This is a genomic window from Amycolatopsis keratiniphila subsp. keratiniphila (assembly GCF_001620365.2).
GTDB lineage: Bacteria > Actinomycetota > Actinomycetes > Mycobacteriales > Pseudonocardiaceae > Amycolatopsis > Amycolatopsis keratiniphila.
Genome location: NZ_LQMT02000041.1, coordinates 41,286 through 67,241 on the forward strand (window position 1 = coordinate 41,286; position 25,956 = coordinate 67,241).

Sequence of the window (25,956 nt, forward strand, 5' to 3'; positions counted from 1 at the left end):
CCACCAAGGAGGACCTCATGGCAGCTCGTGGAAAGCGCTGGATCGAGCACTGGGATCCCGAGAACGAGCGGTTCTGGGAGGAGACCGGGAAGAAGATCGCCCGGCGGAACCTCTGGTTCTCCATCCTCGCCGAGCACATCGGCTTCTCCGTCTGGACACTGTGGTCGGTCATGGTCCTGTTCATGGGCCCGCAGTACGGGTTCTCGGCCGCCGACAAGTTCCTGCTCGTCTCGACCCCGACACTGATCGGCGCGCTGATGCGGCCGCTCTACACCTTCGCGGTGGCGAAGTTCGGCGGCCGGAACTGGACGATCATCAGTGCGTTGTTGTTGCTGGCGCCCACGATCCTCGCGGCGATCGCGATGGAGCCGGGCACCTCGCTCGGCACGTTCCTGCTGATCGCCGCGCTCGGCGGGGTCGGCGGCGGGAACTTCGCGTCGTCGATGACCAACATCAACGCGTTCTACCCCGAGAAGCACAAGGGCTGGGCGCTCGGGCTCAACGCGGGCGGCGGGAACCTCGGCGTGGCGGCGATCCAGCTGATCGGCCTGCTGGTCATCGGTACCGTCGGCGCCACGGCGCCTCGGGTGGTGCTCGCGATCTACATCCCGCTGATCGTCGTCGCGGCGGTTTGCGCGTACTTCTACATGGACAACCTCTCCTCGATGAAGGGCGACACCAAGGCGATGCGCGAGGTCGTCAAGGACCCGCACACCTGGGTGATGTCGTTCCTCTACGTCGGCACTTTCGGTTCGTTCATCGGCTACAGCTTCGCTTTCGGCCTGGTGCTGCAGAACCAGTTCGGCCGGACGCCGCTGCAGGCGGCCGCGGTGACGTTCCTCGGCCCGCTGCTCGGCTCGTTCTCGCGGCCGACGGGCGGCTGGCTGGCCGACCGGATCGGCGGCGGCAAGATCACCTTCGTGACGTTCGTCGGCATGGCCGCCGCGACCGTGGTGCTGATCCTGGCCTCGACGTCGAATTCGCTGGCGCTGTTCACCATCGCGTTCATCGTGTTGTTCGTGCTCACCGGGATCGGCAACGGCTCGACGTACAAGATGATCCCGGCGATCTTCCGCGCCAAGGCGAAGGTCGCGATCAGCGAGGGCGCGGACGAGACGCTGGAGATGCTCAAGGCGCGCAAGCTGTCCGGCGCGTTGATCGGACTGGCCGGGGCGATCGGCGCGCTCGGCGGGCTGTTCATCAACCTGGCCTTCCGCCAGTCGTTCGCGGACACGAAGAGCGGGGTGCCCGCGTTCGTCGCCTTCCTGGTCTTCTACGGCCTGTGCTTCGCCGTCACGTGGGCGGTGTATCTGCGCAAACAGCAGTCGGAGGTGGCGAGCACCCGAGGTCTGGCGCTCGCCGGAGCGGAGGTCTGATGCGGAAACTCGTCGTCGTCGGACATGGCATGGTCGCGCACCGGCTCGTCGAAGCGGTGCGCGCGGAGGACAAGGACGGCCAGTGGCAGGTCGTGGTGCTCGCCGAGGAGGCGCGTCCCGCGTACGACCGGGTCGCCCTGACGTCCTATGTGGACACGTGGGATCCCGCTTCCCTCGCCTTGGAAGGTGCGGACTACGCGGGCGATCCGCTGGTCGAGCTGCGGCTCGGTGACGCCGTCGCCACGGTGGACCGCGAGCGCAAGGTCGTCGTCACCGAGGCCGGATACGAGCAGTCGTACGACTCGCTCGTGTTGGCGACCGGTTCGCGGCCGTTCGTTCCGCCGGTGCCGGGTCACGATCTTCCCGGCTGCTTCGTCTACCGGACGATCGAGGATCTCGACGCCATCCGGGAAGCCGCGCAGCGGCCCGGTCGTGGACGTCGTTCGGCGGTCGTCATCGGTGGCGGGCTTCTGGGTTTGGAAGCCGCGAAGGCGTTGCGGGACATGGGTCTCTCGCCGCACGTGGTCGAGATGGCGCCGCGTCTGATGCCGCTGCAGGTCGACGAGGGCGGCGGTGGCCTGCTCCGGCGGCTGATCACCGATCTCGACGTGACCGTCCACACGGGAACGTCGACCGACGCCATCGAGCCGGACGGCGAACGCTACATCGCGCGGCTGGGCAACGGCACGGAACTCGACGTCGATCTGGTCGTCTTCTCCGCCGGTATCCGGCCACGAGACGATCTGGCTCGCTCGTCCGGCCTGGAAGTCGGTGCGCGGGGCGGGATCCTGGTCGACGACACCTGCCGGACGTCCGACCCCGCGGTGTACGCGATCGGGGAATGCGCGGCCGTGGACGGCAAGGTGTACGGCATCGTGGCGCCCGGTTACGCGATGGCGGAGATCGTCGCGGCGCGGCTGACCGGCGGTGAGGGCACATTCCCCGAGCCGGACATGTCGACGAAGCTCAAGCTCATGGGCGTCGACGTCGCCAGCTTCGGTGACGCGCACGCGGCGACCGAGGGTGCCCTGGAGGTCGCGTTCAACGACGCTGTCGCCGGGACGTACAAGAAGCTCGTCGTCTCGGACGACTCGAAGACGTTGCTCGGCGGTGTCCTGGTCGGCGACGCGAGCGAGTTCAACACGCTGCGCGCGATGGTCGGCAGGCCGCTGCCCGCCGAACCGGGCGCGATCCTCGCCCCGGCCGGTGGCGGAGCGGCGGTCGGTGTCGACGCGCTGCCGGACGCGGCGCAGATCTGTTCGTGCAACGCGGTCTCCAAGGGCGCGATCACGCACGCGATCACCGAAGAGGGCTGCGATTCGGTCGCCAAGATCAAGGGCTGCACCCGGGCTGGAACCGCTTGCGGCTCCTGTGTCCCGCTGCTGGGCAAGCTACTGACGGCATGCGGTGTCGAGCAGTCGAAGGCGCTGTGCGAGCACTTCACGCAGTCGCGCGCGGAGCTGTTCCAGATCCTGCAGGCCACCCGGATCACCACGTTCAGCGAGATGATCGACCGCTACGGCACCGGCACCGGCTGCGCGATCTGCAAACCGGCGATCGCGTCCATCCTGGCCACGCTGGGCAACGGGCACATCCTCGCCGGCGAGCAGGCGACCCTGCAGGACACCAACGACAAGTTCCTCGCGAACCTGCAGCGCAACGGCACCTACTCGGTGGTGCCGCGGATCCCCGGCGGCGAGATCACGCCGGAGAAGCTCATGGTGATCGCACAGGTGGCGATGGACTTCGGGCTGTACACCAAGATCACCGGCGGCCAGCGGATCGACCTGTTCGGCGCCACCGTCGACCAGCTCCCGCTGATCTGGCGGCGGCTCGTCGACGCCGGCTTCGAGTCGGGGCACGCGTACGGGAAGTCGTTGCGCACTGTGAAGTCGTGTGTCGGTTCGACGTGGTGCCGCTACGGCGTGCAGGACAGCGTCGGTCTCGCGATCGAGCTGGAGCTGCGTTATCGCGGCCTGCGCTCGCCGCACAAGCTGAAGTCGGCCGTTTCGGGCTGTGCGCGGGAATGCGCGGAGGCGCGGAGCAAGGACTTCGGCATCATCGCGACCGACAAGGGCTGGAACCTCTACGTCGGCGGGAACGGCGGCGCGACCCCGCGGCACGCCGATCTGCTCGTGTCCGAAGTGGACACCGAGACGCTGATCCGCACGATCGACCGGTTCCTGATGTTCTACGTCCGCACGGCCGACCGGCTGCAGCGCACCGCGCCGTGGGTCGAGGAGATGGAAGGCGGGCTCGACCACCTGCGCGCGGTGATCGTCGACGACAAGCTCGGCATCTGCGAGGACCTCGACGCGGCGATGGCCAAACACGTCGGCGACTACGCCGACGAGTGGCGTGGCGTGCTGGAGGATCCGGAGAAGCTGGCGAAGTTCAGCTCGTTCGTCAACGCGCCGGGCACCCCGGATCCGACGATCTCGTTCCGCACCGAACGCGACCAGAAGGTGCCCGTGCTGCTGGGCATCCCGGAGGTGAAACAGTGACGACGTCGATCGAACGCACCTGGACCGCCGTCTGCGCGGCGGGCGCCGTCCCCGAATGGTCCGGTGTCGCGGCCCTGCTCGACGGTGGGACACAGGTGGCCATCTTCCGCCTCCCCGGCGACCGGTGGTACGCGCTGTCCAATGTGGACCCGATCAGCGGTGCGGCGGTGCTTTCGCGAGGCATCGTCGGCGACGCGGGCGGCGTTCCCGTGGTGGCCTCGCCGGTGTACAAGGAACGCTTCGATCTGCGGAACGGATCCTGTCTCGACGCCGAAGGGGTCTCGGTCGCCGCGTATCGGGTCCGGGTCACCGGTGGTGTGGTGGAGGTGGAATTCTCGCCGTGACAGAAGTCCTTCCCCTGGCGGGATTCGTCATCGGGATCACGGCGGCGCGACGGGCTGACGAGCTCGGCGCGCTGTTCGTGCGTAAAGGTGCGTCCGTGCGCTACGGCCCGGCGATCCGGATCGTGCCGCTCGCCGACGACACCGAACTGCGGTCGGCCACCACGCGCCTGCTGGAAGAGCGGGTCGACGTCGTCGTCGCGACGACCGGGATCGGCTTCCGCGGCTGGGTCGAGGCGGCCGAGGGCTGGGGGCTGGGGGAGGAGCTGTTGGCCAGACTGGGGAAGTCTTCGCTGCTCGCACGCGGCCCGAAGGCCAAGGGCGCGATCCGCGCGGCCGGGCTTTCGGAGGACTACTCGCCCGCCTCGGAGAGCAACGCAGAAGTACTGAGACATCTGCTCGATTCCGGTGTGGACGGTCAGCGGATCGCGGTGCAGCTGCACGGCGAACCGCTTCCGTACTTTGTGGACAGTCTGCGTTCGGCGGGTGCCGAAGTGATCGAGGTGCCGGTGTACCGGTGGGTCGGGCCGTCCGATCCCGGGCCGCTGGACCGGCTGCTGGACGGTGTCCTCGACGGTTCGGTGGACGCGTTGCCGTTCACCAGCGCGCCCGCGGCGGCGTCCCTGCTGGCGGTGGCGAAGCGGACCGGACGGCTGCCGGGAGTGGTGGGAGCGCTGGAGAAACGGGTCGTGGCGGCCTGCGTGGGGCCGATCACCGCGGCGCCGTTGGCCGCGCTCGGGATCCCGACGGTGCAGCCCACCCGGTCGCGGATCGGGGCGCTGGCGCGGACGGTGTCCGACGCGCTCGAAGCCCGCTCGCCGCGGCTGACCGCGGGCGGGCGGAGTATCGAACTGCGGGGCCAGGCGGCGCTGGTCGACGGACAGTGGTGCGACATCGCGCCCGCGCCGATGGCCATGCTGCGGGTGCTGGCGGAATCGCCGGGGCGGGTGTTCTCACGGCGGGAACTGGTCTCCGCGCTCCCCGACGGCGGCGAGGAACACGCCGTCGAGACCGCCATCGGCCGCCTGCGGAGCTCTTTGGGCACGTCGAAACTGGTCCAGACGGTGGTGAAACGCGGCTACCGGCTGGCCGTCGACCCCTGACGCCCGCATTTCGTCCTCTGAATGCGAAGACCGCATTCAGAGGACGAAATGCGGGGAGTGGGTCACGGGGTGAAGAGGTCGGTTTTGGTGATGAGGACGTGGTTGCCGTCCGGGCCGGCGTTGGCCAGCACGGCGGCGCCGCCGGCGATGAGGACGCGGCCGTCGGCGAGTTCGACCGCACCGAACTTCGCTCTGCCGATGGTGAGCCCGAGCAACGGACCCCATTGCCCGGTCGCGGGGTCGAAGATCTCGGAGTTCTGGTACCCGGCGTCGTACCCGCCGTATTCGAGGCCACCGATGGCCAGCACCTTGCCGGAGTCCAAGCGGATCAGGCGGAATTCGTCGCGCGGGATCCTCATCGGCGCCGCGTCGGTCCATTTGCCGGTGGCCGGGTCGTAGCGTTCGGACTCACCGAGGCTGAACGGCGCGTAGTTCCAGTTCTGCGGCCCGCCGGTGTGGCCGCCGGTGAGCAGCACGGTCCCGTCGGCGAGTGCGACCATCTGCGCGCCGACGCGCGGCCGTCCCGCTTCGAGCGGGACCGGCGTGCCGATCGGCGTGGTGGGGCTCCACGTTCCCGCGACCGGGTCGTAGATCTCGCAGAAGGTCAGGCCGACGAGGTCGCCGCCGGTTTCGACGAGGCCCGCCGCGACGAGCACCTTGCCGTCCGGCAGCAGCACCGCGGGGAACGCCGCCCTGGCGTGGATCATCGGCGCGGTCTCGGTCCAGGTGCCCGTCGCCGGGTCGTAGATCTCCGCCGCCGCGATCACCAGGGAATCGATCGGCGGCCGTTCGCTCCCGCCGCCCATCACGAGCACCCGGCCGTCGGCCAGCGCGATCGCGTGATGGTTGCAGCGGGCGGTGTGCATCGAGCCGGTCGGGCTCCAGGTCCCGGTCGCCGGGTCGAAGACCTCCGCGGAGGTGAGGATGTTGGGCGAAGTGGACGGATGGCCGTGGAAACCGCCCGCCGCCAGCACCTTGCCGTCCGGCAGGACGGTCAGCGAATGCAGGCGGCGGCTGGTCGCGAGCGATCCGGTGACCGTCCACTGGCCACTGGCCGGGTCGTAGAGCGCGGCGTCGGCGTACGTCACCGCACCGCGGTTGTTGCCACCGCCCGCGGCGAGGACACGGCCGTCCGGCAGCAGGACCGGGCCTTCGTTCATGCCGTCCCATTGGCGTGCCCAGGGCAGGTCGCCGGTGGCCGCCCAGCCGCTCGCCGTCGTCCGGGGTTCCGTCTGTGTGCTCATGTCCTCGACGGTCGCCGCCGTGTTCTCCCGCGGCAAGCCGTTGCGCGATGGCCTACCTCTTGGGCACCCGGAACGGGGCCGATCGGACCGCCTTCAGGACCAGGTGACGCGGTGGTCGGGGAATTCCCGGGCGGCGGCGACGCGGGCCGCCTCCTCTTCGGCCGCTTTCCGGACGGCCGGGCGGAGGGCGTCGAACGCGGTGACGGTGAAGTCGAGCCGCTTCTTCCCGCTCGCCTTCGCCCGCCACACACCGGAGATCTCGCCGTCGGCCAGCAGCGCGCCGGGGCTGCCGAGGATCTTCCAGACCTCCTTCTGCCGGGCCTTGTCCGGCACCAGCACGGCGCGGTCGCGCGCCTGGACGAACGGGTCGAGCGGCGGCAGCAGGCGCACCACGTCCGGCTCCGGCGGGTTCTCCAGCAGCGCCAGCCGGTCTTCCGGCAGGAAGGCCTTCTTGCCGTCGACGCGGACCTCGGCCAGGCCGTCCGGCCACATCGCGTCGACCCCGGTGCGGGTGGTCCCGACGTAGGCGGCGGCGTCCCTGGGCGCGGCGGGGCCGTTGATCCGCAGGTAACCCTCGACGACGCGGGTGGCCGCCTTGGCGTCCGGCGACGTCTTGAGCCTGCCTCGTTTTTCCAGTGGTGCCAACGTCGCCGGGGTCGCGCCCGGCTCCAGCCGGACCCCGGCGTGGATCGACGCGACCCGCATCAACTGCTCGTAGATGTGCACGACACCGCAGCCGCGGCAGGCGTACGAGAGGCCGTCGGGGATCAGTTTCGTGACCGCGCCGCTCACCGCGCCCTTGGTCTGGACGCCGGTGACGACCTCGCGGATCGCCTTCGCCGCGGTGAACAACGCGTCCGTCGCGGACATGCCCGCGTCGTCGACCTGCTTGCGCTGCCAGAGGATCCGGGCCATCGCGTCCTTCTCGTCGAGAGGCACGAGGGCGGCCCGGATCGCGTCCAGTTCCGCGCGGCGGTGGAAATGCGGCGCTCCGCGATGCGTCCACGCGAGCACGAAACGGTCGTCGTCCCAGACGCCGGGCGTGACGTCGCCGTCGATCCTGGCGGCGAGGCCCAGCAGGGCGGTGTCCCGCACGGAATCCTGCAGCCCGAGGTCGAATACGGCCGCCGCGGCCGTATCCGTCTCCTCGCGGTGCAGACCGTGCGCGGCGATCCGGTAGGCCAGCACCTGCTTGCGATCGACGTCGAGCACCATTTCTCCCTAGAGCGAGTATTCGAGCGTGTACGACATCGTCGGCTCACCGAGGGCGCCCGTCGTGGTGCCGCTGCCGGTGATCCCGGCGAGTTCACCCGTTCCGGAGCCCTTGACGATCTCGAACGCCGACGAGATGCCCTGCGTGTCGAACCCGGTGTCGTGCTTGATCACGAAGCTTCCCTTACGTCCGTCCACGCTGCCTTCGATCCGTTCGAGGCCGGGAGAGGTCGTGTCGCCGCCGTCGTAGCCTTCGCCCGCGTAGTACAGCAGGTAGTCGAGGACCGACTCGCCTTCGATCAGCCCGCTGTAGGTGAGCGTGGCGTGCGCGTAGGCGACTCGCGGCGCGCCCTCCGTGCCGCTGACGACGGATTCTTCCCAGTTCTTCATGGCGAACGTGTTCATGGGTTCACCCTGTCAGCCATACCTGTCAGGATGTGTCAGGTTTTCGGGGATACTGGATTCATGCGCGCGAGCAGACTCCTGTCGGTCCTCCTCCTGCTGCAGAACCGCGGCCGGATGACGGCCGAGGAGCTGGCGACCGAGCTGGAGGTGTCGGTACGGACGGTGTACCGCGACGTCGAGGCGCTGTCCGCGGCCGGCGTGCCGGTGTACGCCGATCGCGGGCGCACGGGCGGCTATCAGCTGGTCGACGGCTATCGCACGCGGCTGACCGGGCTGACCGAGGAGGAGGCGCAATCACTTTCGCTGGCGGGGCTGCCCGGCGCGGCCACCGAACTCGGCCTCGGCGCGGTCCTCGCCGCCGCGCAGCTCAAACTGCACGCGGCCATGCCGTCGGAGCTGCGTGCCGGCGCGGGCAAGATCTCCGAGCGGTTCCACCTGGACGTCCCCGGCTGGCATCGCGGGATCGAAAGCCTGCCGCGACTGTCCGAACTGGCCGACGCCGTCTGGCACGGGCGGCGGATCAAGGTCCGGTACGAACGCTGGGGGCAGCGGAAGGTCGATCGCGTGCTCGACCCGCTGGGCCTGATCCTCAAGGCGGGGAACTGGTATCTCGCGGCGCGGTGCGACGGGACCGACCGGACGTACCGCATTTCCCGCATCGAAGAGCTCGAAGATCTGGGCGAGATCTTCGAGCGGCCGTCGGACTTCGACCTCGCGCGCTACTGGCACGAATGGTCGGAGCAGTTCGAAAAGCGGATGTACTCACGGATGGCGGTGGTGCGGCTGAACGAGTTCGCCCGCATACTGCTGCCGTTCTACCTCGGGGCCGTCGGCGCTCGGGCGTTGCGGGAAACACCCGCGGAGCCCGACGAAAACGGCTGGCTGACGATGGAACTGCCCGTGGAACCGGGAGAATCGGCCGTCGGCGAACTACTGCGGTTCGGCGGGAACCTCGAAGTGCTCGAACCGCCGGAGCTGCGCGAGCGGCTGGCGGAGGAGATCAGGAAGATGGGCGCGGTTTATGGCTGACCTGGACGGCATCACGATCGGGATCACCGCGGAGCGGCGGGCCGACGACTTCATCGGTGCGCTGACCCGGCAGGGCGCGACGGTGCTGCACGCGCCCACCATCCGGATCGTCCCGCTGCCCGACGACACCGAACTGCGAGCGGCGACGGACGCCGTGCTGGCCGGGCCGGTCGGGTTCACCGCCGTGACCACCGGCGCCGGATTCCGTGGCTGGCTTTCGGCGGCTGAAGGCTGGGGACTGCACGAGCCGTTGTTGGAACGTCTGGCGGCGTCACGGATCTTCGCGCGTGGGCCTAAGGCGGTGGGCGCGGTGCGTGGTTTCGGCCTCCGGGAGGAGTTTTCCGCGCCCGAGGAGAGCAACGCCGAACTGTTCGAAGGATTGCGCGACGCCGGGGTTCGCGGCGAACGGGTCGCGGTCCAGTTGCACGGCACCCTGCTGCCCGAACTCACCGCGTCGCTGCGGGACGCGGGCGCGGACGTCGTCCAAGCGCAGCCCTATCGCTGGCTTTCGCCCGTGGACGTCGCACCTGTGCACGAACTCGTCGAAAGCGTGATCGCCGGACGTGTGCACGCGCTCGCCTTCACGTCCGCGCCGGCGGCGGCGAACCTGCTCACGCTGGCGGGCCCGCGTCGCGAAGAACTCCTCGCCGCACTGCGAGGTCCGGTGCTGTGCGCGTGCGTCGGTCCGGTGACCGCGGCGCCGTTGGAAGCCGCCGGGGTGCCGACCGTGCAGCCCGAACGTCAGCGGCTCGGCGCGCTGGTCAAACTTCTCGTCGCGGAACTGCGCATTCGGCCGTCTTGACGCGGGAAGTCCGCTTTGCCACGCTCGACACATCGGACGCGGGGAGGGCGGCGGATGTCCGAGTCTCAATCGGTCACGTTCGTGCGCGCGATGTTGCGAAAGGGCTCTTCGGTCCTGTCGGCCAGCCCGGCCGACGAAGCACCCGACCCGGATTCGGTGCCGGACTGGCGCTATCGCGAGGACTCCGCGGACACCCTGCTGATGCGGGCGATCCGCTATTCCGCGCTGGGCCCGATCTTCTACCGTGTGGCCGCGTTTCCGAAGGTGTACATCGGTTTCCTGGTCGCGAACGGCTCGGCGGGGATCGTGCCGGTGCTGAGCACGACGATCATCGGGATGCTGCTCAACGTCTTCGCGGTGTGGTGGGTGGTGCGCGGCCGCGGGATCCGGGCGAAGACGTCCGGACGGCTGATGTACGCGGATCTCGTCGTGGGCGTGGTGCTCACGACGATCGTGGCCGCCACGGCGCCTGCCGAGATCCAGCCGTTCGCCATCGACGTCGCGTGGACGTGGATGGTCGGGACGGTGGCGTTGTGGACGTTGTCGTTCGGCCTGCCCGCCGCTTGTCTGCTGCTGATCGCGGCCGTGCCGTTCCGGGCCTTCCTGACCTGGGCCGGCGGGCTGCCGCTCGACCATCCGCTCGCGATGAGCCGGTCGGTGGGGTGCATGGTCGCGCTCGTCGTGGCGATGGTGACCACGGCCGGGATCCTGATCCTGCTCGGTGTCGGGACCCGGTTCGCGCTGGGCATCGGGATGCGCCGGGGACAACGCGCCGAACGCCTGCGGACCCAGCGGGTGATGCACGATTCCGTGTTGCAGACGTTGGAGGCGATGGGGCTCGAAGCGCCGGACGACGATTCCGCGGCCGCGGAACGGCTCGCGGAGATGCGCGCGACGGCGCGGGCGCAGGCGGCCGAACTCCGGCGCGAACTGACCGGCCCCGATGCGCCATCGGCCCGGGGCCTCGCGGCGGACCTCGCCGAGGTCGCCACCGAAATGGCGCGCGACGGCCTCCGCACCCAGCTGGTCGCCGCCGAGACCGAAGAGGACTACCGCCTCTCGCACGCGCGCCGGACCGCCATCCGTGACGCCGTCCGCGAAGCGCTCCGAAACACCGTGAAGCACGCCGGGACGAAACAGGTCGTGCTTCGCGTCGAGGAGTGCGAAGGCGGCGTCGCGGTCATCGCGCGGGATCAGGGGACCGGCTTCAGCATGCTGGACCGGCCGCCGGGCTTCGGGATCAGCCAGTCGATCATGGCGCGGCTGGCGGAGGTCGGCGGGCGGGGGACGATCGATTCGCAGCCGGGGCGGGGGACTCGGGTGACGCTTTGGGTGCCGCACTGAGGTCTTTGGTTCTTTTGGGCGCGTGAAGGCCCCCTTCCTTCGGCTGAGCCGAGGGAAGGGGGCCTTCACGCGCAGCTGCTGTGGCGTATGGGGCTTCTGAGGTGCGAGGGGCTCCCTTTTCGCAGGTCAGGACCCTGCTGGCACGGGTGCTGATGTCTCAAAGGGGCCCTTCAGGACGTCCGACGTCCCAAAGGTGGCCTTCAAGGCATGCCGCCGGCAGCCGCATGTCATGAAAGGGTCGTTCAGGACACAAAACGTCCTGAACGACCCTTTCATGACACAACGCGAGAAGCCCTCAGTCCTCCTCGGCAGGAGCCTCCCCAGCCTCCGCCTGCCGCATCGCCTCACGCCCAGCGGCCTCTTCGCTGACCCCCTGCCGCCAGTACCCCGTGAAGCAGATCGCCCGCTTGTCGATCCCGCGCTCCCGCACGAGATGCCGCCGCGCCAGCTTCACCATGTTCGCCTCGCCGGAGATCCACGCGTAGGCCGTCCCGCCCGGCAACTCCGCCTTCCGCACGGCCTCCAGAACCGCCGAGCCGACCTCGCCGGAACCTCGCACCACCCAGTGCAGTTCCACGGTTCCCTGGGTTTCCTGGGTTTCGAAGACCTGCCGGTCTTCGCGATCACTGATCTCGATGTAGACCAGCGCTCGCGTTCCGGCGGGCAGTGCCTCGACGATCGCGCCGATCGCCGGGATCGCGGTCTCGTCGCCGATCAGCAGCTGCCAGTTCGTCTCCGAGGGCACGTCGTAGAGCCCGTGCGGTCCCAGGAAAGCGACCCTGTCGCCCTCCGAAGCGCGCGAAGCCCACGCGGAGGCGGGGCCTTCGTCGCCGTGCAGCACGAAGTCGATGTCGACCTCCTGCACGGACGGCCGCAGCGCGCGCACGGTGTACGTGCGCATCGGCGGGCGGACGTCGTCGGGCATCGCGAGGTAGGTCCGGTACCAGGAAAGCACTTCGTCGCCGGTCAGCGGCGCGGGCAGCACGGGTTCCGCCTGGCCGGGCTGCGGGAAGAACACCTTCAGGTACTGGTCGGGCGCCTGGTCCACCAGCGACGCCCCCGAGAAGGTCACCCTGCTCATATGCGGGGTGAGCCGCCTGACGCCGGTCACCTTCGCCTCGATGTAACTCATTAGGCGAGGCTAACCTAAAAGAGGCCGCCAGAACCAGTGTCGTCGGCGGGATCACGTTGCCATCGGTATTTCCGCAGGTCGACGCGCTGCCCGTCGGACATGACGCCCTCCGCCCGCAGCCGTTGCAGCTGTTCGTCGACCAGGTGCGGCGCCGGTGTCCCGTCGGCCCGCAGAATACGGTGCCAAGGCAGGTCCTGGCCGTCCTCGCCGAGGATGCGGCCGACCAGCCGCGGCGACGGCGCGCCCGAAACCGACGCTATATCCCCATAAGTCGCGACCGAGCCGGCGGGCACGCTCGCGATGACCTCGCGCACCCGCTCGTGCAGTTCGTCATCCATGGGACCACTTTGCCGTGCCGCTGCGAGGTTGTGTCGGCGGGGCGTGGTTCCATCGTGGGCGTGAACGGGCGGCGAACAGCGGCAGGAACCGACGCGCGGCTGGTCCGCACGCCGGTCACCGGCACGCCGTCGTTCCAGTGGGATTCCGGCGCCCGCCGCCTGCTGGCCGCGCCGGACGGGTTCCGCCGGGTCCTCGGCGGGCCGGGAACGGGCAAGACGGCCTTGCTGGCGTCGGCGGCGTCGCGGCGCATCGCGGAGGGCGCGAACCCGGAGAGCGTGCTCATCCTGACCACCTCCCGCAAGGCGGCCGAGGTGCTGCGCGCCGACATCACCCATCGGCTCACCACCGATCCGGAAGAGGATCCGCTGCCGCGCACGATCCGTGAGCCGCTCGTGCGCACGGTGCATTCGTACGCGTACGCGCTGTTGCGGATGGAGGCGCAGGCCGACGACCTCCCGCCGCCCCGCCTGCTGGCCGGGGCGGAGCAGGACGTCGTCGTCCGCGATCTGCTCGCCGGCGACCTCGAGGAGGGCGCGCTCGACTGGCCGGAGCAGCTGCGTCCCGCGCTGAGCGTCCCCGGTTTCGCCGAGGAGCTGCGAGACCTCCTGCTCCGCGCCGCCGAACGCGGGCTCGGCCCGGAGGATCTGGTCGAGCTCGGCAGGCGGCGCGGCCGCGAGGAGTGGATCGCCGCAGGGCGATTCTGGAGCCAGTACGAAGAGGTCACCCTGCTGCAGGGCGCGGGCGGCAACGCGCTCGGCGTGGCGAGCGCGCCCGCGCTGGACGCGGCGGAGCTCGTCACTTCCGCCCTGCTCGCGCTGGAGGACGACCCCGAACTGCGTGAGCGGGAGCAGCGCCGCGTCCGGCATTTGTTCGTCGACGACGCGCAACATCTCGACCCGCTGCAGACCCAGCTCGTCCGGCTCATCGGGCACGCGGCCGACGAGTTCGTCGTCGCGGGCGACCCCGATCAGTCCGTGTTCTCCTTCCGCGGCGCGGATCCCCGCCTCTTCGCCGACGCGGACGAGGACGGCGAGCGCACGGTCCTGCTGACCACGGCGCATCGGCACGCGCCGGTGATCCGCACGGCTGTCACGAAACTCGGTTCCGTGCTGCCCGGCTCGTCGCCGCAGCGCAAACTCGTCGACGCGCCGGACGCCGAGGGCGGTGTCGTCCGTGTCCGCCTGATGCCGACCCCGGCCGCCGAGGCGAGCTGGATCGCCGATCAGCTGCGCCGCGCGCATCTCGTCGACGGCGTGCCGTGGTCGGAGATGGCGGTGCTCGTCCGGTCGCCCGCACGTACTTTCCTTGTCCTGCAACGTGCTCTGCGCGCCGCAGGGGTGCCGATCGGTTCCGCCACAGAGGAGCTGCCGCTCGCGAAGCAGCCCGCAGTTCGTCCTCTGCTGGCGATGCTGCGGCTCGCCGCTGACCCCGAGCTGCTCGACGTCGACCTCGCCGAGATGCTGCTCTCCTCGCCCCTGGGTGGCGCGGATCCGCTCGCCCTGCGGCGGCTGCGGCGCGGTTTGCGCAGGCTGGAGCTCGCGGGCGGCGGGCAGCGGTCGAGCGACGAGCTGCTGGTGGAAGCCTTGCGTACCAACGATGTCCTCACCGGTCTCGCCGAGGCCGAGGCGCTGCCGATGCGCCGGATCGGTGGCCTGCTGCACGCGGCGCACCAGGCCGTGGTGCGTGGTGACGGCGTCGAGCAGGTGCTGTGGGATCTGTGGCAGGCCAGCGGTCTGGAACAGCGTTTGCTGCGGTTGGTCGATCGTGGCGGATCGCTGGGCTCCCAAGCGGATCGTGATCTCGACGCGATCGTCGCACTCTTCGACGCCGCCGGTCGCTATGTCGACAGACTGCCGAAGGCGAGTGTCGCCTCGTTCGCGGATTACCTGTCCTCGCAGAACATCGCGGGTGACACGCTGGCCCCCGCGGCCATGAAGAGCGAAGGTGTCTCGCTGCTCACGGCGCACGCGGCCGCCGGTCGCGAGTGGACGGTCGTGTCGATCGCCGGTGTCCAGGAGGGCAGCTGGCCGGATCTGCGGTTGCGCGGTTCCGTGCTCGGCGTCGAGCGGCTGGTCGACCTCATGTCCGGCGTCGACGACGAAAAGGTGTCCGCCACCGCGCCGATCCTCGCCGAAGAGCGGCGGCTGTTCTATCTCGCCGCGAGCCGGGCGCGGAAGACGTTGCTGGTCAGCGCGGTCGCGGGGGAGGACGAGCAGCCCTCACGGTTCATCGACGACCTGGAGGAGAACGGCGCGGACGACGGTGGCCTCGACTCGCGGATGAAACCGGCGGGACGTTCGCTGGTGCTCGCCGAACTCGTCGGCGAACTCCGCGAGGTCGTCTGTGACGAGTCGAGCGATCCGGAAAGGCGGCAGCGGGCGGCGCGTCAGCTCGCGAAACTGGCCGCCGCCGGGGTACCGGGCGCGCATCCGGGCACCTGGTACGGCCTGCTGGAACCCTCGACCGGTGAACCCGTGCACGGGCCGGGCGACCTGATCCGCATCTCACCGTCCACTGTGGAGGTTCTGGTCAAATGCCCGCTGCGGTGGCTGATCGAACGCCACGGCGGCAGTGACCCGGCACAGCTCGCGGCGGTCACCGGGACACTGGTGCACGGGCTCGCGCAGGCGGTCGCCGGCGGCAGCAGCGACGAGCAGATCCGCGCGGCTCTCGACGAGGCCTGGGTGCGGGTCGACGCCGGGGCGCCCTGGTTCTCGCGCCGCGAGCGGTCGCGGGTCGAGCAGATGCTGCGGAACTTCATCTCCTGGCTGGAATCCAGCCGCAAGGAGCTGATCGAAGCCGGTGTGGAGCAGGACATCGAGGTCGAGCTGCCCGTCGGCGACGACGACGTCCGCGTGCTTCTGCGCGGCCGTGTCGACCGCGTGGAGATGGACAAGGACGGCCGTCCGGTCGTCATCGACATCAAGACCGGCAAGGTCCCGATCTCCGCCGCCGACGCCGAACAGCATCCGCAGCTGGCCGCGTATCAGCTCGCCGTGCTGCTCGGCGCCGTCGAGGGCGGTTCGAAACCCGGCGGCGCACGGCTGGTCTACGTCGCGAAGTCCAACAACAAGACCGGATCCACCCAGCGCGAGCAGGCGCCGTTGGACGAGGACGGCGGCAAACAGTGGCTTGAGCTGGTGCGCTCGGCGGCGGGCTCGGCCGCGGGCCCGGAGTACGGCGTCACCGAGAACCCGGACTGTGATCGTTGCCCGGCAAGGGGGTGCTGTCCGCTGCGCCCCGAGGGCAGGCAGGTGACCGGTCCTTGATCTCCGAACTCCAGCGCCGCCAGGTCGAACCGGGTGAGATCGCCCGCGCGCTCGGCCTGCACAGCCCGACCGACGAGCAGGCCGAGGTCATCGCCGCGCCCATCGAGCCGTCGCTGGTCGTCGCCGGCGCGGGTGCGGGCAAGACCGAGACGATGGCCGCGCGCGTCGTCTGGCTGGTGGCCAACAGTGTCGTCCCGCCGGAACGCGTGCTCGGCCTGACCTTCACCCGCAAGGCCGCCCGCCAGCTCGCCGATCGCGTCCGTACGCGGTTGCGCCGCCTGGTCGGCTCGGGTCTGCTCGACAAGATCGACCCGACCGGTGATCTGCGCACGACGGTGACCGCGGGCGAACCGACGGTGCTCACCTATCACGCGTATGCCGGACGGCTGCTGTCCGAACACGGCCTGAGGCTGCCCGTCCAGCCCGGTGTCCGGCTGCTTTCGGAGACGTCTTCGTGGCAGTTCTCGCATCGTGTCGTGTCCACTTGGGACAACGACCTCGACACCGATCGCGTGCCCTCCACGGTGACCGCGCAGTTGCTGGCGCTGGCGGGGGAGCTCGGCGAGCATCTGGTCGAGACCGAAAGGCTGGCGCAGTACACGTCTTGGCTGTGCGAGGTCATCGAGAACGCGCCGCGGGCGAAGGGGCAGCGCGCGTCGCTGCCGCAGAAGCTGGCCGAAGTCATGACGGCGCAACGGTTCCGTCTCGCGCTCCTGCCGCTGGTCGAGGCGTACCACGCGCGGAAACGGGCGGAAGGCGCGCTCGACTTCGCCGACCAGATGTCGCTGGCCGCGCAGCTCGCCAGCAGTTACCCGGCGGTGGTCGCGGGGGAGCGTGAGCGCTACGGCGCCGTCCTGCTCGACGAATACCAGGACACCGGGCACGCCCAGCGGATCCTGCTGCGTTCGCTGTTCGGCGGCGTCGAGCATCCGCCGATGCCGGTGACCGCGGTGGGCGACCCGGCGCAGGCCATCTACGGCTGGCGTGGCGCGAGCGCGGCGAACCTGCCCCGCTTCACCACGGATTTCCCGCGTGACAACGGCGAACAGCTCGTCCCGGCCCTGGATTTCGGGCTCCTGACCAGCTTCCGCAACCCGCCCGAGGTGCTCGAACTCGCGAACGCGATCTCGGAACCGTTGCGAGAACGCGGTCTCGGTGTCGCGCGGCTGCGTGCGCTGGAAGGCGCGGGAACCGCCGACATCGCCGCCGCGCTGTTGCCGGATATCCGCGCCGAACGCGAATGGGTGGCCGACGCGGTGGCGAAACGCTGGTTCGAAACCGTGGAGGAGACCGGAAAGCCGCCGACCGCGGCGGTGCTGGTGCGCCGCCGTGCCGACATGGCGCCGATCGCCGCGGAGATGCGGGCGCGCGGGCTCCCGGTGGAGGTCGTCGGTCTCGGAGGGTTGCTCGACGAACCCGAGGTCGCGGATCTGGTGAGCACGTTGCGGGTACTCGCCGACCCGCTCGCGGGCAGCGCGGCCGCCCGGCTGCTGACCGGGGCGCGCTGGCGGATCGCTGCGGCCGATCTCGCGGCGTTGTGGCGCCGGGCGGGCGAGCTCTCGTCGCCGGTTCCGCCGTCGGGGAAGTCCGATGTGGACGAACCGGTCCTGGTGACCGAGCGGGTCGAGCAGGCGGGCCTCGCCGACGCCATCGACGATCCCGGGACGCCGGAACGCTATTCGCCCGAGGGATACCGGCGGATCCGGCGGATCGGCGCCGAGCTCTCGGCGTTGCGACGGCGGCTGGACCAGTCGCTGCCCGAGCTGGTCGCCGACGTGGAACGCACGATGCTGCTCGACGTCGAGTCCCTGGCTCGCCCCGGCCCCGCCGGGCGCGCGCACTTGGACGCCTTCGCCGACGTCGTCACGGATTTCGCCGAGACCTCGCCGACGGCCACCCTTCTGTCCTTTGTGGACTACCTGAACACGGCCGCGCACGCGGAAGACGGGCTCACCCCCGGCGAGGTGGAGGTGGTCCCGGATCGGGTCCAGGTGCTGACGGTGCACTCGGCCAAGGGGCTGGAATGGCGTATCGTCGCGATCCCGCATCTGGTCAAGGAGGTCTTCCCGGGGCGGCGGCGTTCTTCGTCGTGGCTGCGGACGTCGACCTCGTTGCCCGCCGCGCTGCGCGGGGACTCGGAGGACCTGCCGGAGCTGCGGATCCCCGAAGGCGCGGACCGCAAGGAAGTCCAGGAAGCGCTGGAACTGCACGAAGAAGGCTTCGTCGCGCGTGAGGCGGACGAGGAGCGGCGGCTTTGCTACGTCGCGCTGACCCGTTCCGAGCACACGATGCTGATCTCCGGCCATTGGTGGAACGAGAGCAGCGCGCGGCCGAAGGGCCCGTCGGAGTTCCTGTTGGAAATCGGCGAGGTGATGCGGGCGAACTCGGTCGGCCGGATCGAGCACTGGGCCGACGAGCCCGAGACCGACGGGGAGAATCCGCTGGTCGCCGACTCGCGCCGGTCGCGGTGGCCGGTCGATCCGCTGTGGCCGCGGCGCGAGGGCGTCACGAACGGCGTCGACATGGTGCTCGGGGCGATGGAGGACGCCGAACATGCCGAGCAGGAGGAAGAGGACGATCCGGACGGCTGGATCTCCGACACCAAGGTGCTCTTGGAGGAGCGGGCACGGGCTCGGGACCGGGTGCAGCAGGTCGTCCTGCCGCCGCATCTTTCGGTGAGTCAGCTGGTCGAGCTGTCGGCCGATCCCGCCGAGCTGGCCAAACGGCTGCGACGGCCGCTTCCCGTGCGCCCCAACACCTACGCGCGGCGGGGGACGGCGTTCCACGGTTGGCTGGAGCAGCGGTTCGGCGGCGAGCAGCTGCTGGAGATCCACGACCTGCCGGGGGCGGCGGACGTCGACGAGGCGCCCGACACCGAGCTTGAGGCGTTGCAGGCGGCGTTCGAGAAGAGCGAGTGGGCGCATCGGGTGCCGCACGCGGTCGAGGTGCCGTTCTCGGCGGACGTCGTCGGCGTGACGGTGCGCGGGCGCATGGACGCCGTGTTCGCCGACGCGGACGGCGGCTGGACCGTCGTCGACTGGAAGACCGGTGCCGTCCCGGAAGCCGACCGGCTCGAATCGCTGGCCGTGCAGCTGGCGGCGTACCGGCTGGCGTGGGCGGCCTTGAAGAACATCCCCGTGGAGAAGGTGCGGGCGGCGTTCCACTACGTGAAACACGACAAGACCGTTCGCCCGGCGGATCTGCTGGACGCCGAAGGACTGCGACAGCTCCTGCGAAGCGTCCCGACTGTCTAGGCGCGGTCGCGGACCTTCAGAGCCCAGGCCACCAGCGGGATCTGAAGCGGGACGCGGACCCAGAAGGCCGCTCGCCAGTGCTTCGGGGCCTTCCGGCGGTCGGCGTCGACGGCCATCTTCACGTTCCCCGGCAGGACCACGACGAAGAGCAACGCGGCCGCGAGCCCGCCGAGCCGCCTGGTCTTCGGGTTCGCGACCGCGGCGGCCACACCCAGCTCGGCGACCCCGGAGCCATAGGTCCACGCACGAGGGGAGCCGGGAAGCTGCTTCGGGATGATGGCGTCGAACGGTTTCGGCTGGACGAAGTGCAGGACACCGGCCGCGCCGAGCAGACCGGCGAGGAAATGGGCGGGCCGCTGAGACGGCCGGGAATCCGGAGACATGCCCTGAGCTTCGCATACCGAGCTGAACGGAACGTTCTTCGGCTATCCTCCCGACCGTGAGTGACGCGGACCAGGCCGGAGCCTGTGCATGAGGGTTCTCAAGCGTTTCCCGGTCAGGCTGAGCGACCGCCCGGACCACGAGCTCGTCGGTGTGATCCGGATGCCGGAACTGACGGTCAGCCCGTTGCGTTCGATCCTCAAACGGATCATCGGCGCGGTGCTCGCGCTGCTCGCGACCGTGCTGATCGTCTACCTCGACCGGGACGGCTACCGCGACGCCAACGGCGATGGGCTCACCTTCCTCGACAGCCTCTATTACGCGACGGTGTCGCTGTCGACCACGGGTTACGGTGACATCGCGCCCGCGACGCCGTCCGCGCGGCTGGTGAACGTCCTGGTGATCACCCCGCTGCGGGTGCTCTTCCTCATCGTCCTGGTCGGTACCACACTCGAAGTGCTCACCGAGCGCTCGCGACAGGCTTTCAAGATCCAAAAGTGGAGGACGAAGGTGCGGGACCACACGGTCGTCGTCGGATTCGGCACGAAGGGCCGATCGGCGGTCAACGCGCTGCTCGGGGACGAGAACGTCGAACCCGACCACATCGTCGTCGTCGACACCGACCAGCAGGCGCTCGAAGCGGCCACGTCACTCGGGCTGGTGACCGTGCACGGCTCGGCCACCCGCGCCGACGTGCTGCGCGTCGCCGGCGTGCAGCGGGCCAAGGCCGTCGTCGTCGCCCCGAACCGGGACGACACCGCGGTGCTGGTCACGCTGACCGCCCGTGAGCTGGCGCCGAAGTCGCATATCGTGGCGTCGGTGCGGGAGGCGGAGAACGTCCACCTGCTGAAGCAGTCGGGCGCGAACCAGGTCGTGGTGTCGAGCGAGACCGCCGGACGCCTGCTGGGCATGGCGACGTCGACGCCGCTGGTGGTCGACATGGTCGAGGACCTGCTCACCCCCGAGTCCGGCCTCGCGATCGCCGAACGTCCGGTGGAACCGTCCGAAGAGGGCGGGTCGCCGCGGCATCTGCCGGACATCGTGCTGGGTGTCGTCCGCGACGGCGTGCTGTACCGGGTGGACGCGCCGCAGGCGGACGCGATCGAGCCGGGGGACAAGCTGCTGTACATCCGGAAGGTGACGTCCGCGGAGACGATCGAGCGGTAGCAGGGGAGCTTTGCTACCACCTCTCCGGGCTCCTGTGCTTTGCCGCGAGGTTCTGGGAGCATGGCGTTCGTGCGCAAGCGATCGGACCCCGCCAGAGGGCTCACCCCGGGGTGGAACTCCCTGGCCGTGGCGGCCGCGGTCGGCCTGCTGGTGGTCTTCCTGGCGTGGTTCGCCGGGCCGGGGCTGTTCGGCATCTCGAACGAAACCAAGGGGACGACCGTGCGGGCGGAGGTCGTCGAGCCCGCGCCCTGTACCGGCGGCGGCGCCACCGAGAAGGTCAAGTTCGAGTTCGGCGGCAAGCCGACGGAGGGCTCGCTCGACGGCTGCGGCCACGGCAAGGGCGAACGTCTCGAGGTCGTCGTCCCGGACGGGGCATCGGGGGACGCCATCGCGGTGCACGCGGCCGATGCGACGGCCGGAGCGAGCGACGCGCGGCGGCCGCTCGGGCTGGCGCTGCTGGTGTTCAGCTGCTTCGCGGGCGGGATGTACGTGTTCCTGGTGTTGCGGGGGCCTCGGGTTCCGGTGACGGCCTGAGCCCTCTCAAGGGCATCGGCCGCTGGCTACTCGCCGTGGTCGAGGGCACTTGAGCGTTACCGCGGGTGAGGGCTGTGTGGAAATAGGGACGTTCAATGTCCCTATTTCCACACAGCCCACCATGACCGGACCGGTCACGACGGGACTGTGTGGATTTCTGGTCATCCAACGTCCCAAAAGCCACACAGTCGGCGTCTCGGCGCGACCAGCCGCACCGGGCAAGCCGGAATCGCCCACGGCACCGCATCCATCGGCGAGCGGCACCCCGCCACCCGAAGCGCGTGAAGGCCCCNNGGGGCCTTCACGCGCGAAAACTCAGGAAACGGCGCTCGAGGGAGCCGAGAAGGTGTTGCAGTCGGCGATCCGGTTGTTGCTCGCCCCCGCCCGCCACCACGACGCGTAGTGCGCGTTCGTCCCGTGGTCCTGGCTGCGTGAGGTGTTGTCGCCGCGGGTCTCCTGGTCGTTCCAGGCCTTGTTGTACATGTCCCGGCTGACCGTGCCGCCCTGGTCGACGTGCGCGCCGAGGAACATCCCGGAGAAGCACTGCGCCTGCAGTTCCTTGCGCCGTGACATCTCCAGCCCGGCGGGGCTGTTCTGGCCTGCGTCGTAGATCTTCTGCCAGGCCGCGTCCATCAGCCCGGCGACCTCCTGCACGTGATGTCCGTACTCGTGCGCGAAAAGGGCCAGGTAGACGCCGGGGTTGTTGCCGTACTGGTCGGTCTGGAGACCGCGGAACGGCACGTAGAGGTTGTTCTCGCAGTAGTACGCCGCCGTCGCGATGCCGACCTGGATGGTGCCGCATTCGGTTTCGAAGCTGGACCCGGTCGGGAAGTGCAGGGCGGGCGGGGTGAACGGCAGGTCGTAGGCGTCGAGGAACGGGCCCCAGGCGTTGTCGAGGCATTTGCCCGCCGCGGTGAAGAACGCCTCGGCGGCCTGCTGGCTGCTCTGCCACTGCGGCAGCGTGCAGACCCGGTTCTGCAGGCCGGCGTTCGGGTCCTGGAGGATCGGGTGGTCACCGAGTTTGAGGATCTTCTGCGGCCCGCTCGACGAGGACGGCGCCTTGGTCGGTGACGACGGGAACGGGTTCGTCGACGACGAGGGCGACGAAGACCCGCTCGGCGGCAGCCCGGCCTGCGAAGGCGTGTTCGGCAGGGTGCTGTAGCCCGCATTCGCTACGTGATCGGAGTCGTCACGATTGAGTGAAACGATCGCGACCAGGCCGAGGACCAGGACGGCGACCGCGCCGAGGCAGATACCGACGATCGCGCCAACGGACCGGCGTGGCGGCGGAGGCGGGAAGTGGTGCGGCGCGCCGTGCCACTGGGCAGGGGGCTGGCCGTGCACCGGCGGTGGCTGGACGGCGCCGCGTGGCGGCCACTGGCCGTGGGGCGGTTGCGTCATCAAGTCGGTCCCGGTGGTTCTAGGGGCGAACCGGGGGCACCCGGTCCGATGTTCAGCATAACGAGCTAACGGCGTCCCCACCCAAAGCTCGGCTGCAGAGGGTATCCAGCGTGAGGCGAGCGGTCACCCATCAGTGTCGTCCCCCCAGCTCTGGCTGGGTGTCGGACCCTCTGGAAGAGTGTTCGTAAGCAACGTGAACGGGTAAGGGGCTGTCGCATGACGGAGACCGGCGGACCGTCCGGGCCGGAAGGCACCGAGACGCCGAAGCCGCAGGCGGGGGAAGCAACACAGCCGCAGGCGGACCAACCGGCACAGCCGCAGGCGGACTCGCCGACGCCGCCGCGGGGGGAAGCGGCGCAGCAGTGGCAGTCACCCTCCGGGGCGACACCGCCGCCTCCGCTGCCGTCGTACCAGCCCCCGCCGCAGCAGCAGTACCCGAACTGGAAGGTCGGCCTCGGCAGGCCCGGCGTCATCCCGCTGCGCCCGCTGAACCTCACCGACATCCTCGACGGCGCGGTCACGGCCATGCGCAAGTACTGGCGGATGGTCTTCGGGGCCGCCGCGGTCACCGCCGTGCTCACCGCGGCCATCAACCTGGTCGGGCTGCTGCTGGTCGACACCACCGCCGACCTGGAACAGATCCGCGATCTCGGCCCGGCGGCCACCGATCAGGAACTGATGAACCAGATGCTCGGCATCCTCGGCGGGACGCTGGCGACGTCGTTCATCACCCTCGTCGCCACCCTGCTCGGGACCACCGTCCTGACCGGATTCCTGACCGTCCTGATGGGCAAGGCCGTCCTCGGGAAACCGGTCACCTTCAAGGAGGCCGCGAAGGAGGCTGCGCCCCGGCTGCTGCCGCTGCTCGGGCTGACCGTGCTCTACACGCTGGCGATCCTGGTCGGGGCGGTCTTCTGCCTGCTGCCGGCGATCATCCCCTACACCTTCTGGGCGCTGGCCAGCCCGGCGTTCATCCTCGAACGCGGCACCGTGTTCGAGGCGTTCCGCCGGTCGGTGAAGCTGGTCTCGGGCATGTTCTGGCGGGTCTTCGGGATCCTGCTGCTGGCATACGTGATCTCGTCGTTCCTGGCGTCGATCATCACGATCCCGTTCAGCTTCAGCGCCTTCCTGTCGATCTTCGGCAATCTGGACCAGATCTACGTCCCGTCGACCGGCGACCTGATCCTGCAGTCGGTGGGCACGGTGATCGCGCAGACGATCGTCGGCCCGTTCAGCGCGCTGGTCACCGTGATCCTCTACATCGACCAGCGGATGCGCCGCGAGGGCATGGACATCGAGCTGGCCCGTGCGGCCGGGATCCAGACGCCGCCTCCGCCGCAGGCATGGTGACGCGCTTCCTCGCCGAGGTCCCGGTCGACATCGACCGGGACACCGCCCGGCTGCGCGCCGCCGAGGAGCTCTCGGGCCAGGCCTACCAGGCCGCGAGACCGAGCTGGCTGTCCGAGGCGTTCAACTGGGTTGTCGAGAAGCTGCTGCGTTTCCTGGAAACGGTCAACGGAGCCGTGCCCGGCGGGATCTTCGCCGTGGTGCTGCTGGCCGTCGTGCTGATCGTGCTGGTGGTGGTGATCCGGCTGAAGTCCGGGCCGTTGGCGACGTCGGCCAAGAGCGGGCGCGCCGTGTTCGCCGGGCAGCGCAAGGCGTCCGGTGAACACCGCAAGGCGGCCGAGGAGGCCGCGTCGCGGGGCGACTTCGACGACGCCGTCCGTGAACGGTTCCGTGCCGTGGTGCGGTCCTTGGAGGAGCGGGCGCTGCTGGACGAGAAGTCCGGGCGGACCGCGGACGAGGCCGCCATCGAAGCCGGACGGCTGCTTCCCGACGTCGCCGAGCCTCTGCGCGCCGGTGCCCGGCTGTTCGACGACGTCCACTACGGCGGTATCCCGGCCACGGCGGACGGCTACCGGTCACTGTCCGATTTGGACGAACGCTGCCGCCGTGCCAGGCCCGTCGCCTTGGCGGCCGGATGACCTCGGTTTCGCCCGATGCCCGCCGGATCTGGCGCGGGGTGCGGCTCCCGCTCGCGGTCGTCCTCCTGATCGTGCTGACCGGCACGCTGCTCGTGCTCTTCCAGGGCGAGCAGACCACCGGCGCCCTCGAACCGGGTTCCTACGAGCCCGCAGGCGGCCGTGCGTTGGCGACCTTGCTGGAACGGGAAGGCGTCAAGATCCCGATCGTGCGCACCGCCGCCGAGGCCAAAGGGGTCGCGAGGGACGCGACGGTCCTGATCACCAAACCCGAGTACGTGCCCAAGAGCACCTTCGTGGAGATCCGCCAGAGCGCCGAGCACGTCGTGCTGGTGCAGCCGAGTTCCGGCACGGTCGAGGAAGTCCTTCCCGGGGTGCGGGTGAGCGGCCAGGTCGAGACCGAGACCCGCGCGCCCGAGTGCGAGGCCGCGGATCCCGTCGCGGCGGGGAGCGCGACGATGGGCGGCCTGACGTATTCGGCCACGCAACCGAGGGCGCAGGAATGCTACGGCGGCTCGTATCTCGAGGTTCCGAGTCCACAAGGGACGGTGACGGTACTCGGCACCCCCACTCCGCTGACCAACGACTGGTTGGCCGACGAGGGCAACGCGGCGCTGGCGATGCGGGTGCTCGGCAAGCACGAGCGGCTCGTCTGGTACCTGCCGACGCCCGCCGACCCGTCGCTGGAGACCGAGAAGAAGCCGCTGTCCGAACTGATCCCGGCGGGCTGGTCGTACGCGGCACTGCAGGCCGGGGTCGCGGTGGTACTGCTGGCGCTGTGGCGTTCGCGGCGATTGGGCCCGGTGGTGACCGAGCCGATCCCCGTCGTGGTCCGCGCGGCCGAGGCCACCGAGGGCAGGGCGAGGTTGTATCGCAAGGCGAAGGCCGCCGCGCACGCCGGGGAAACCCTGCGTGAGGCGGCTCGCGCGCGGCTCCGGCCGTTGCTGGGGCTCACCCGCGACGCCGAACCGGCCGCTTTGGTGGAGTCCGTCGCCGTACGGACCGGCCGGGCGCCGGCCGAAGTCGGCGCGCTGTTGTACGGGGACCCGCCGGCGGACGACGCCGCGCTGGTGCGGCTGGCGGACGGACTCGATGTCGTGGAACGAGAGGTGGAGCGGTCTTGAGTAGCGAGCAGTC

General features: G+C 70.0%; 21 protein-coding genes. 14 read left to right on the top strand and 7 right to left on the bottom strand.

Features of this window, described 5'->3' with window-relative positions; all coding sequences use genetic code 11:
* Positions 1 to 17: 17 nt before the first annotated feature.
* Genes AVR91_RS37515 through AVR91_RS37530 form a run of 4 tightly spaced genes read left to right on the top strand, consistent with a single transcriptional unit; the run spans position 18 to position 5,324 of the window.
* Positions 18 to 1,376, top strand: a complete 1,359-nt coding sequence (locus tag AVR91_RS37515) for a nitrate/nitrite transporter (RefSeq protein ID WP_063272020.1) — start codon at positions 18 to 20, stop codon at positions 1,374 to 1,376.
* A complete protein-coding gene (nirB, locus tag AVR91_RS37520) occupies positions 1,376 to 3,880 on the top strand; it encodes a nitrite reductase large subunit NirB (protein ID WP_063272005.1) in 2,505 nt (834 codons plus the stop codon). Before AVR91_RS37515 ends, nirB begins: the two co-directional genes overlap by 1 nt.
* Complete coding sequence (nirD, locus tag AVR91_RS37525; protein WP_063272006.1) at positions 3,877 to 4,224, top strand: nitrite reductase small subunit NirD; 348 nt, start codon at positions 3,877 to 3,879, stop codon at positions 4,222 to 4,224. Before nirB ends, nirD begins: the two co-directional genes overlap by 4 nt.
* Positions 4,221 to 5,324 (top strand): uroporphyrinogen-III synthase, encoded by a 1,104-nt coding sequence (locus AVR91_RS37530; RefSeq protein ID WP_063272007.1) that lies wholly within the window; start codon positions 4,221 to 4,223, stop codon positions 5,322 to 5,324. Before nirD ends, AVR91_RS37530 begins: the two co-directional genes overlap by 4 nt.
* Before the next feature lie 62 nt (positions 5,325 to 5,386).
* Here the strand turns inward: AVR91_RS37530 and AVR91_RS37535 are convergent, their stop codons facing one another.
* The 3 genes from AVR91_RS37535 to AVR91_RS37545 form a co-directional block, all read right to left on the bottom strand.
* Entirely contained in the window at positions 5,387 to 6,568 is a 1,182-nt protein-coding gene (locus tag AVR91_RS37535) for a Kelch repeat-containing protein (protein ID WP_228709445.1), read from the bottom strand.
* Between the two features lie 93 nt (positions 6,569 to 6,661).
* Positions 6,662 to 7,780, bottom strand: a complete 1,119-nt coding sequence (locus AVR91_RS37540; RefSeq protein ID WP_143254228.1) for a DNA glycosylase AlkZ-like family protein — start codon at positions 7,778 to 7,780, stop codon at positions 6,662 to 6,664.
* Positions 7,781 to 7,789: 9 nt separating this feature from the next.
* On the bottom strand, positions 7,790 to 8,185 hold the full coding sequence (locus AVR91_RS37545) for a DUF3224 domain-containing protein (protein ID WP_063272010.1): 396 nt from the start codon (positions 8,183 to 8,185) through the stop codon (positions 7,790 to 7,792).
* 60 nt (positions 8,186 to 8,245) lie between these two features.
* Here AVR91_RS37545 and AVR91_RS37550 point away from each other — a divergent pair, with 60 nt between their 5' ends.
* Genes AVR91_RS37550 through AVR91_RS37560 form a run of 3 tightly spaced genes read left to right on the top strand, consistent with a single transcriptional unit; the run spans position 8,246 to position 11,360 of the window.
* On the top strand, positions 8,246 to 9,214 hold the full coding sequence (locus AVR91_RS37550; RefSeq protein WP_063272011.1) for a helix-turn-helix transcriptional regulator: 969 nt from the start codon (positions 8,246 to 8,248) through the stop codon (positions 9,212 to 9,214).
* Positions 9,207 to 10,016 carry a uroporphyrinogen-III synthase gene (locus AVR91_RS37555; RefSeq protein WP_063272012.1) on the top strand — a complete coding sequence of 270 codons (810 nt, stop codon included), beginning with the start codon at positions 9,207 to 9,209 and terminating at the stop codon, positions 10,014 to 10,016. Before AVR91_RS37550 ends, AVR91_RS37555 begins: the two co-directional genes overlap by 8 nt.
* Before the next feature lie 54 nt (positions 10,017 to 10,070).
* Positions 10,071 to 11,360 (top strand): sensor histidine kinase, encoded by a 1,290-nt coding sequence (locus tag AVR91_RS37560; protein WP_063272013.1) that lies wholly within the window; start codon positions 10,071 to 10,073, stop codon positions 11,358 to 11,360.
* A 295-nt stretch (positions 11,361 to 11,655) separates the two neighbouring features.
* Here AVR91_RS37560 and AVR91_RS37565 read toward each other — a convergent pair whose 3' ends face one another.
* The gene (locus tag AVR91_RS37565; RefSeq protein WP_063272014.1) at positions 11,656 to 12,492 is read right to left on the bottom strand and encodes a siderophore-interacting protein; all 837 of its coding nucleotides are present in this window, start codon (positions 12,490 to 12,492) and stop codon (positions 11,656 to 11,658) included.
* Between the two features lie 14 nt (positions 12,493 to 12,506).
* Complete coding sequence (locus tag AVR91_RS37570) at positions 12,507 to 12,830, bottom strand: MGMT family protein (protein ID WP_063272015.1); 324 nt, start codon at positions 12,828 to 12,830, stop codon at positions 12,507 to 12,509.
* Positions 12,831 to 12,884: 54 nt separating this feature from the next.
* Here AVR91_RS37570 and AVR91_RS37575 point away from each other — a divergent pair, with 54 nt between their 5' ends.
* Both AVR91_RS37575 and AVR91_RS37580 read left to right on the top strand, forming a co-directional pair.
* Positions 12,885 to 16,100: an ATP-dependent helicase gene (locus AVR91_RS37575; RefSeq protein WP_211282814.1), complete on the top strand. Its 3,216-nt coding sequence runs from the start codon at positions 12,885 to 12,887 to the stop codon at positions 16,098 to 16,100.
* Entirely contained in the window at positions 16,097 to 19,354 is a 3,258-nt protein-coding gene (locus tag AVR91_RS37580) for an ATP-dependent helicase (RefSeq protein ID WP_063272016.1), read from the top strand. Before AVR91_RS37575 ends, AVR91_RS37580 begins: the two co-directional genes overlap by 4 nt.
* Here AVR91_RS37580 and AVR91_RS37585 read toward each other — a convergent pair.
* Positions 19,351 to 19,737 (bottom strand): DoxX family protein, encoded by a 387-nt coding sequence (locus tag AVR91_RS37585; protein ID WP_063272017.1) that lies wholly within the window; start codon positions 19,735 to 19,737, stop codon positions 19,351 to 19,353. The two genes, AVR91_RS37580 and AVR91_RS37585, sit on opposite strands and share 4 nt — an antisense overlap.
* An 88-nt stretch (positions 19,738 to 19,825) precedes the next feature.
* On the opposite strand from AVR91_RS37585, the gene AVR91_RS37590 reads away from it, so the two are divergent.
* Positions 19,826 to 20,902: a potassium channel family protein gene (locus tag AVR91_RS37590; protein ID WP_063272018.1), complete on the top strand. Its 1,077-nt coding sequence runs from the start codon at positions 19,826 to 19,828 to the stop codon at positions 20,900 to 20,902.
* A 126-nt stretch (positions 20,903 to 21,028) separates the two neighbouring features.
* The gene (locus tag AVR91_RS37595) at positions 21,029 to 21,436 is read left to right on the top strand and encodes a hypothetical protein (RefSeq protein WP_143254233.1); all 408 of its coding nucleotides are present in this window, start codon (positions 21,029 to 21,031) and stop codon (positions 21,434 to 21,436) included.
* Positions 21,437 to 21,751: 315 nt separating this feature from the next.
* Here the strand turns inward: AVR91_RS37595 and AVR91_RS37600 are convergent, their stop codons facing one another.
* Positions 21,752 to 22,837, bottom strand: coding sequence for a neutral zinc metallopeptidase (locus AVR91_RS37600; protein WP_228708017.1), 1,086 nt, complete (start codon positions 22,835 to 22,837; stop codon positions 21,752 to 21,754).
* 216 nt (positions 22,838 to 23,053) lie between these two features.
* On the opposite strand from AVR91_RS37600, the gene AVR91_RS37605 reads away from it, so the two are divergent.
* The 3 genes from AVR91_RS37605 to AVR91_RS37615 are packed head-to-tail and all read left to right on the top strand — an operon-like array spanning position 23,054 to position 25,943.
* Positions 23,054 to 24,187 (top strand): hypothetical protein, encoded by a 1,134-nt coding sequence (locus AVR91_RS37605; protein WP_063270863.1) that lies wholly within the window; start codon positions 23,054 to 23,056, stop codon positions 24,185 to 24,187.
* Positions 24,181 to 24,822, top strand: coding sequence for a DUF4129 domain-containing protein (locus AVR91_RS37610; RefSeq protein WP_063270864.1), 642 nt, complete (start codon positions 24,181 to 24,183; stop codon positions 24,820 to 24,822). Before AVR91_RS37605 ends, AVR91_RS37610 begins: the two co-directional genes overlap by 7 nt.
* Positions 24,819 to 25,943: a DUF4350 domain-containing protein gene (locus tag AVR91_RS37615; RefSeq protein WP_063270865.1), complete on the top strand. Its 1,125-nt coding sequence runs from the start codon at positions 24,819 to 24,821 to the stop codon at positions 25,941 to 25,943. The genes AVR91_RS37610 and AVR91_RS37615 overlap by 4 nt, the downstream gene beginning before the upstream one ends.
* The last annotated feature ends 13 nt before the right edge of the window (positions 25,944 to 25,956 follow it).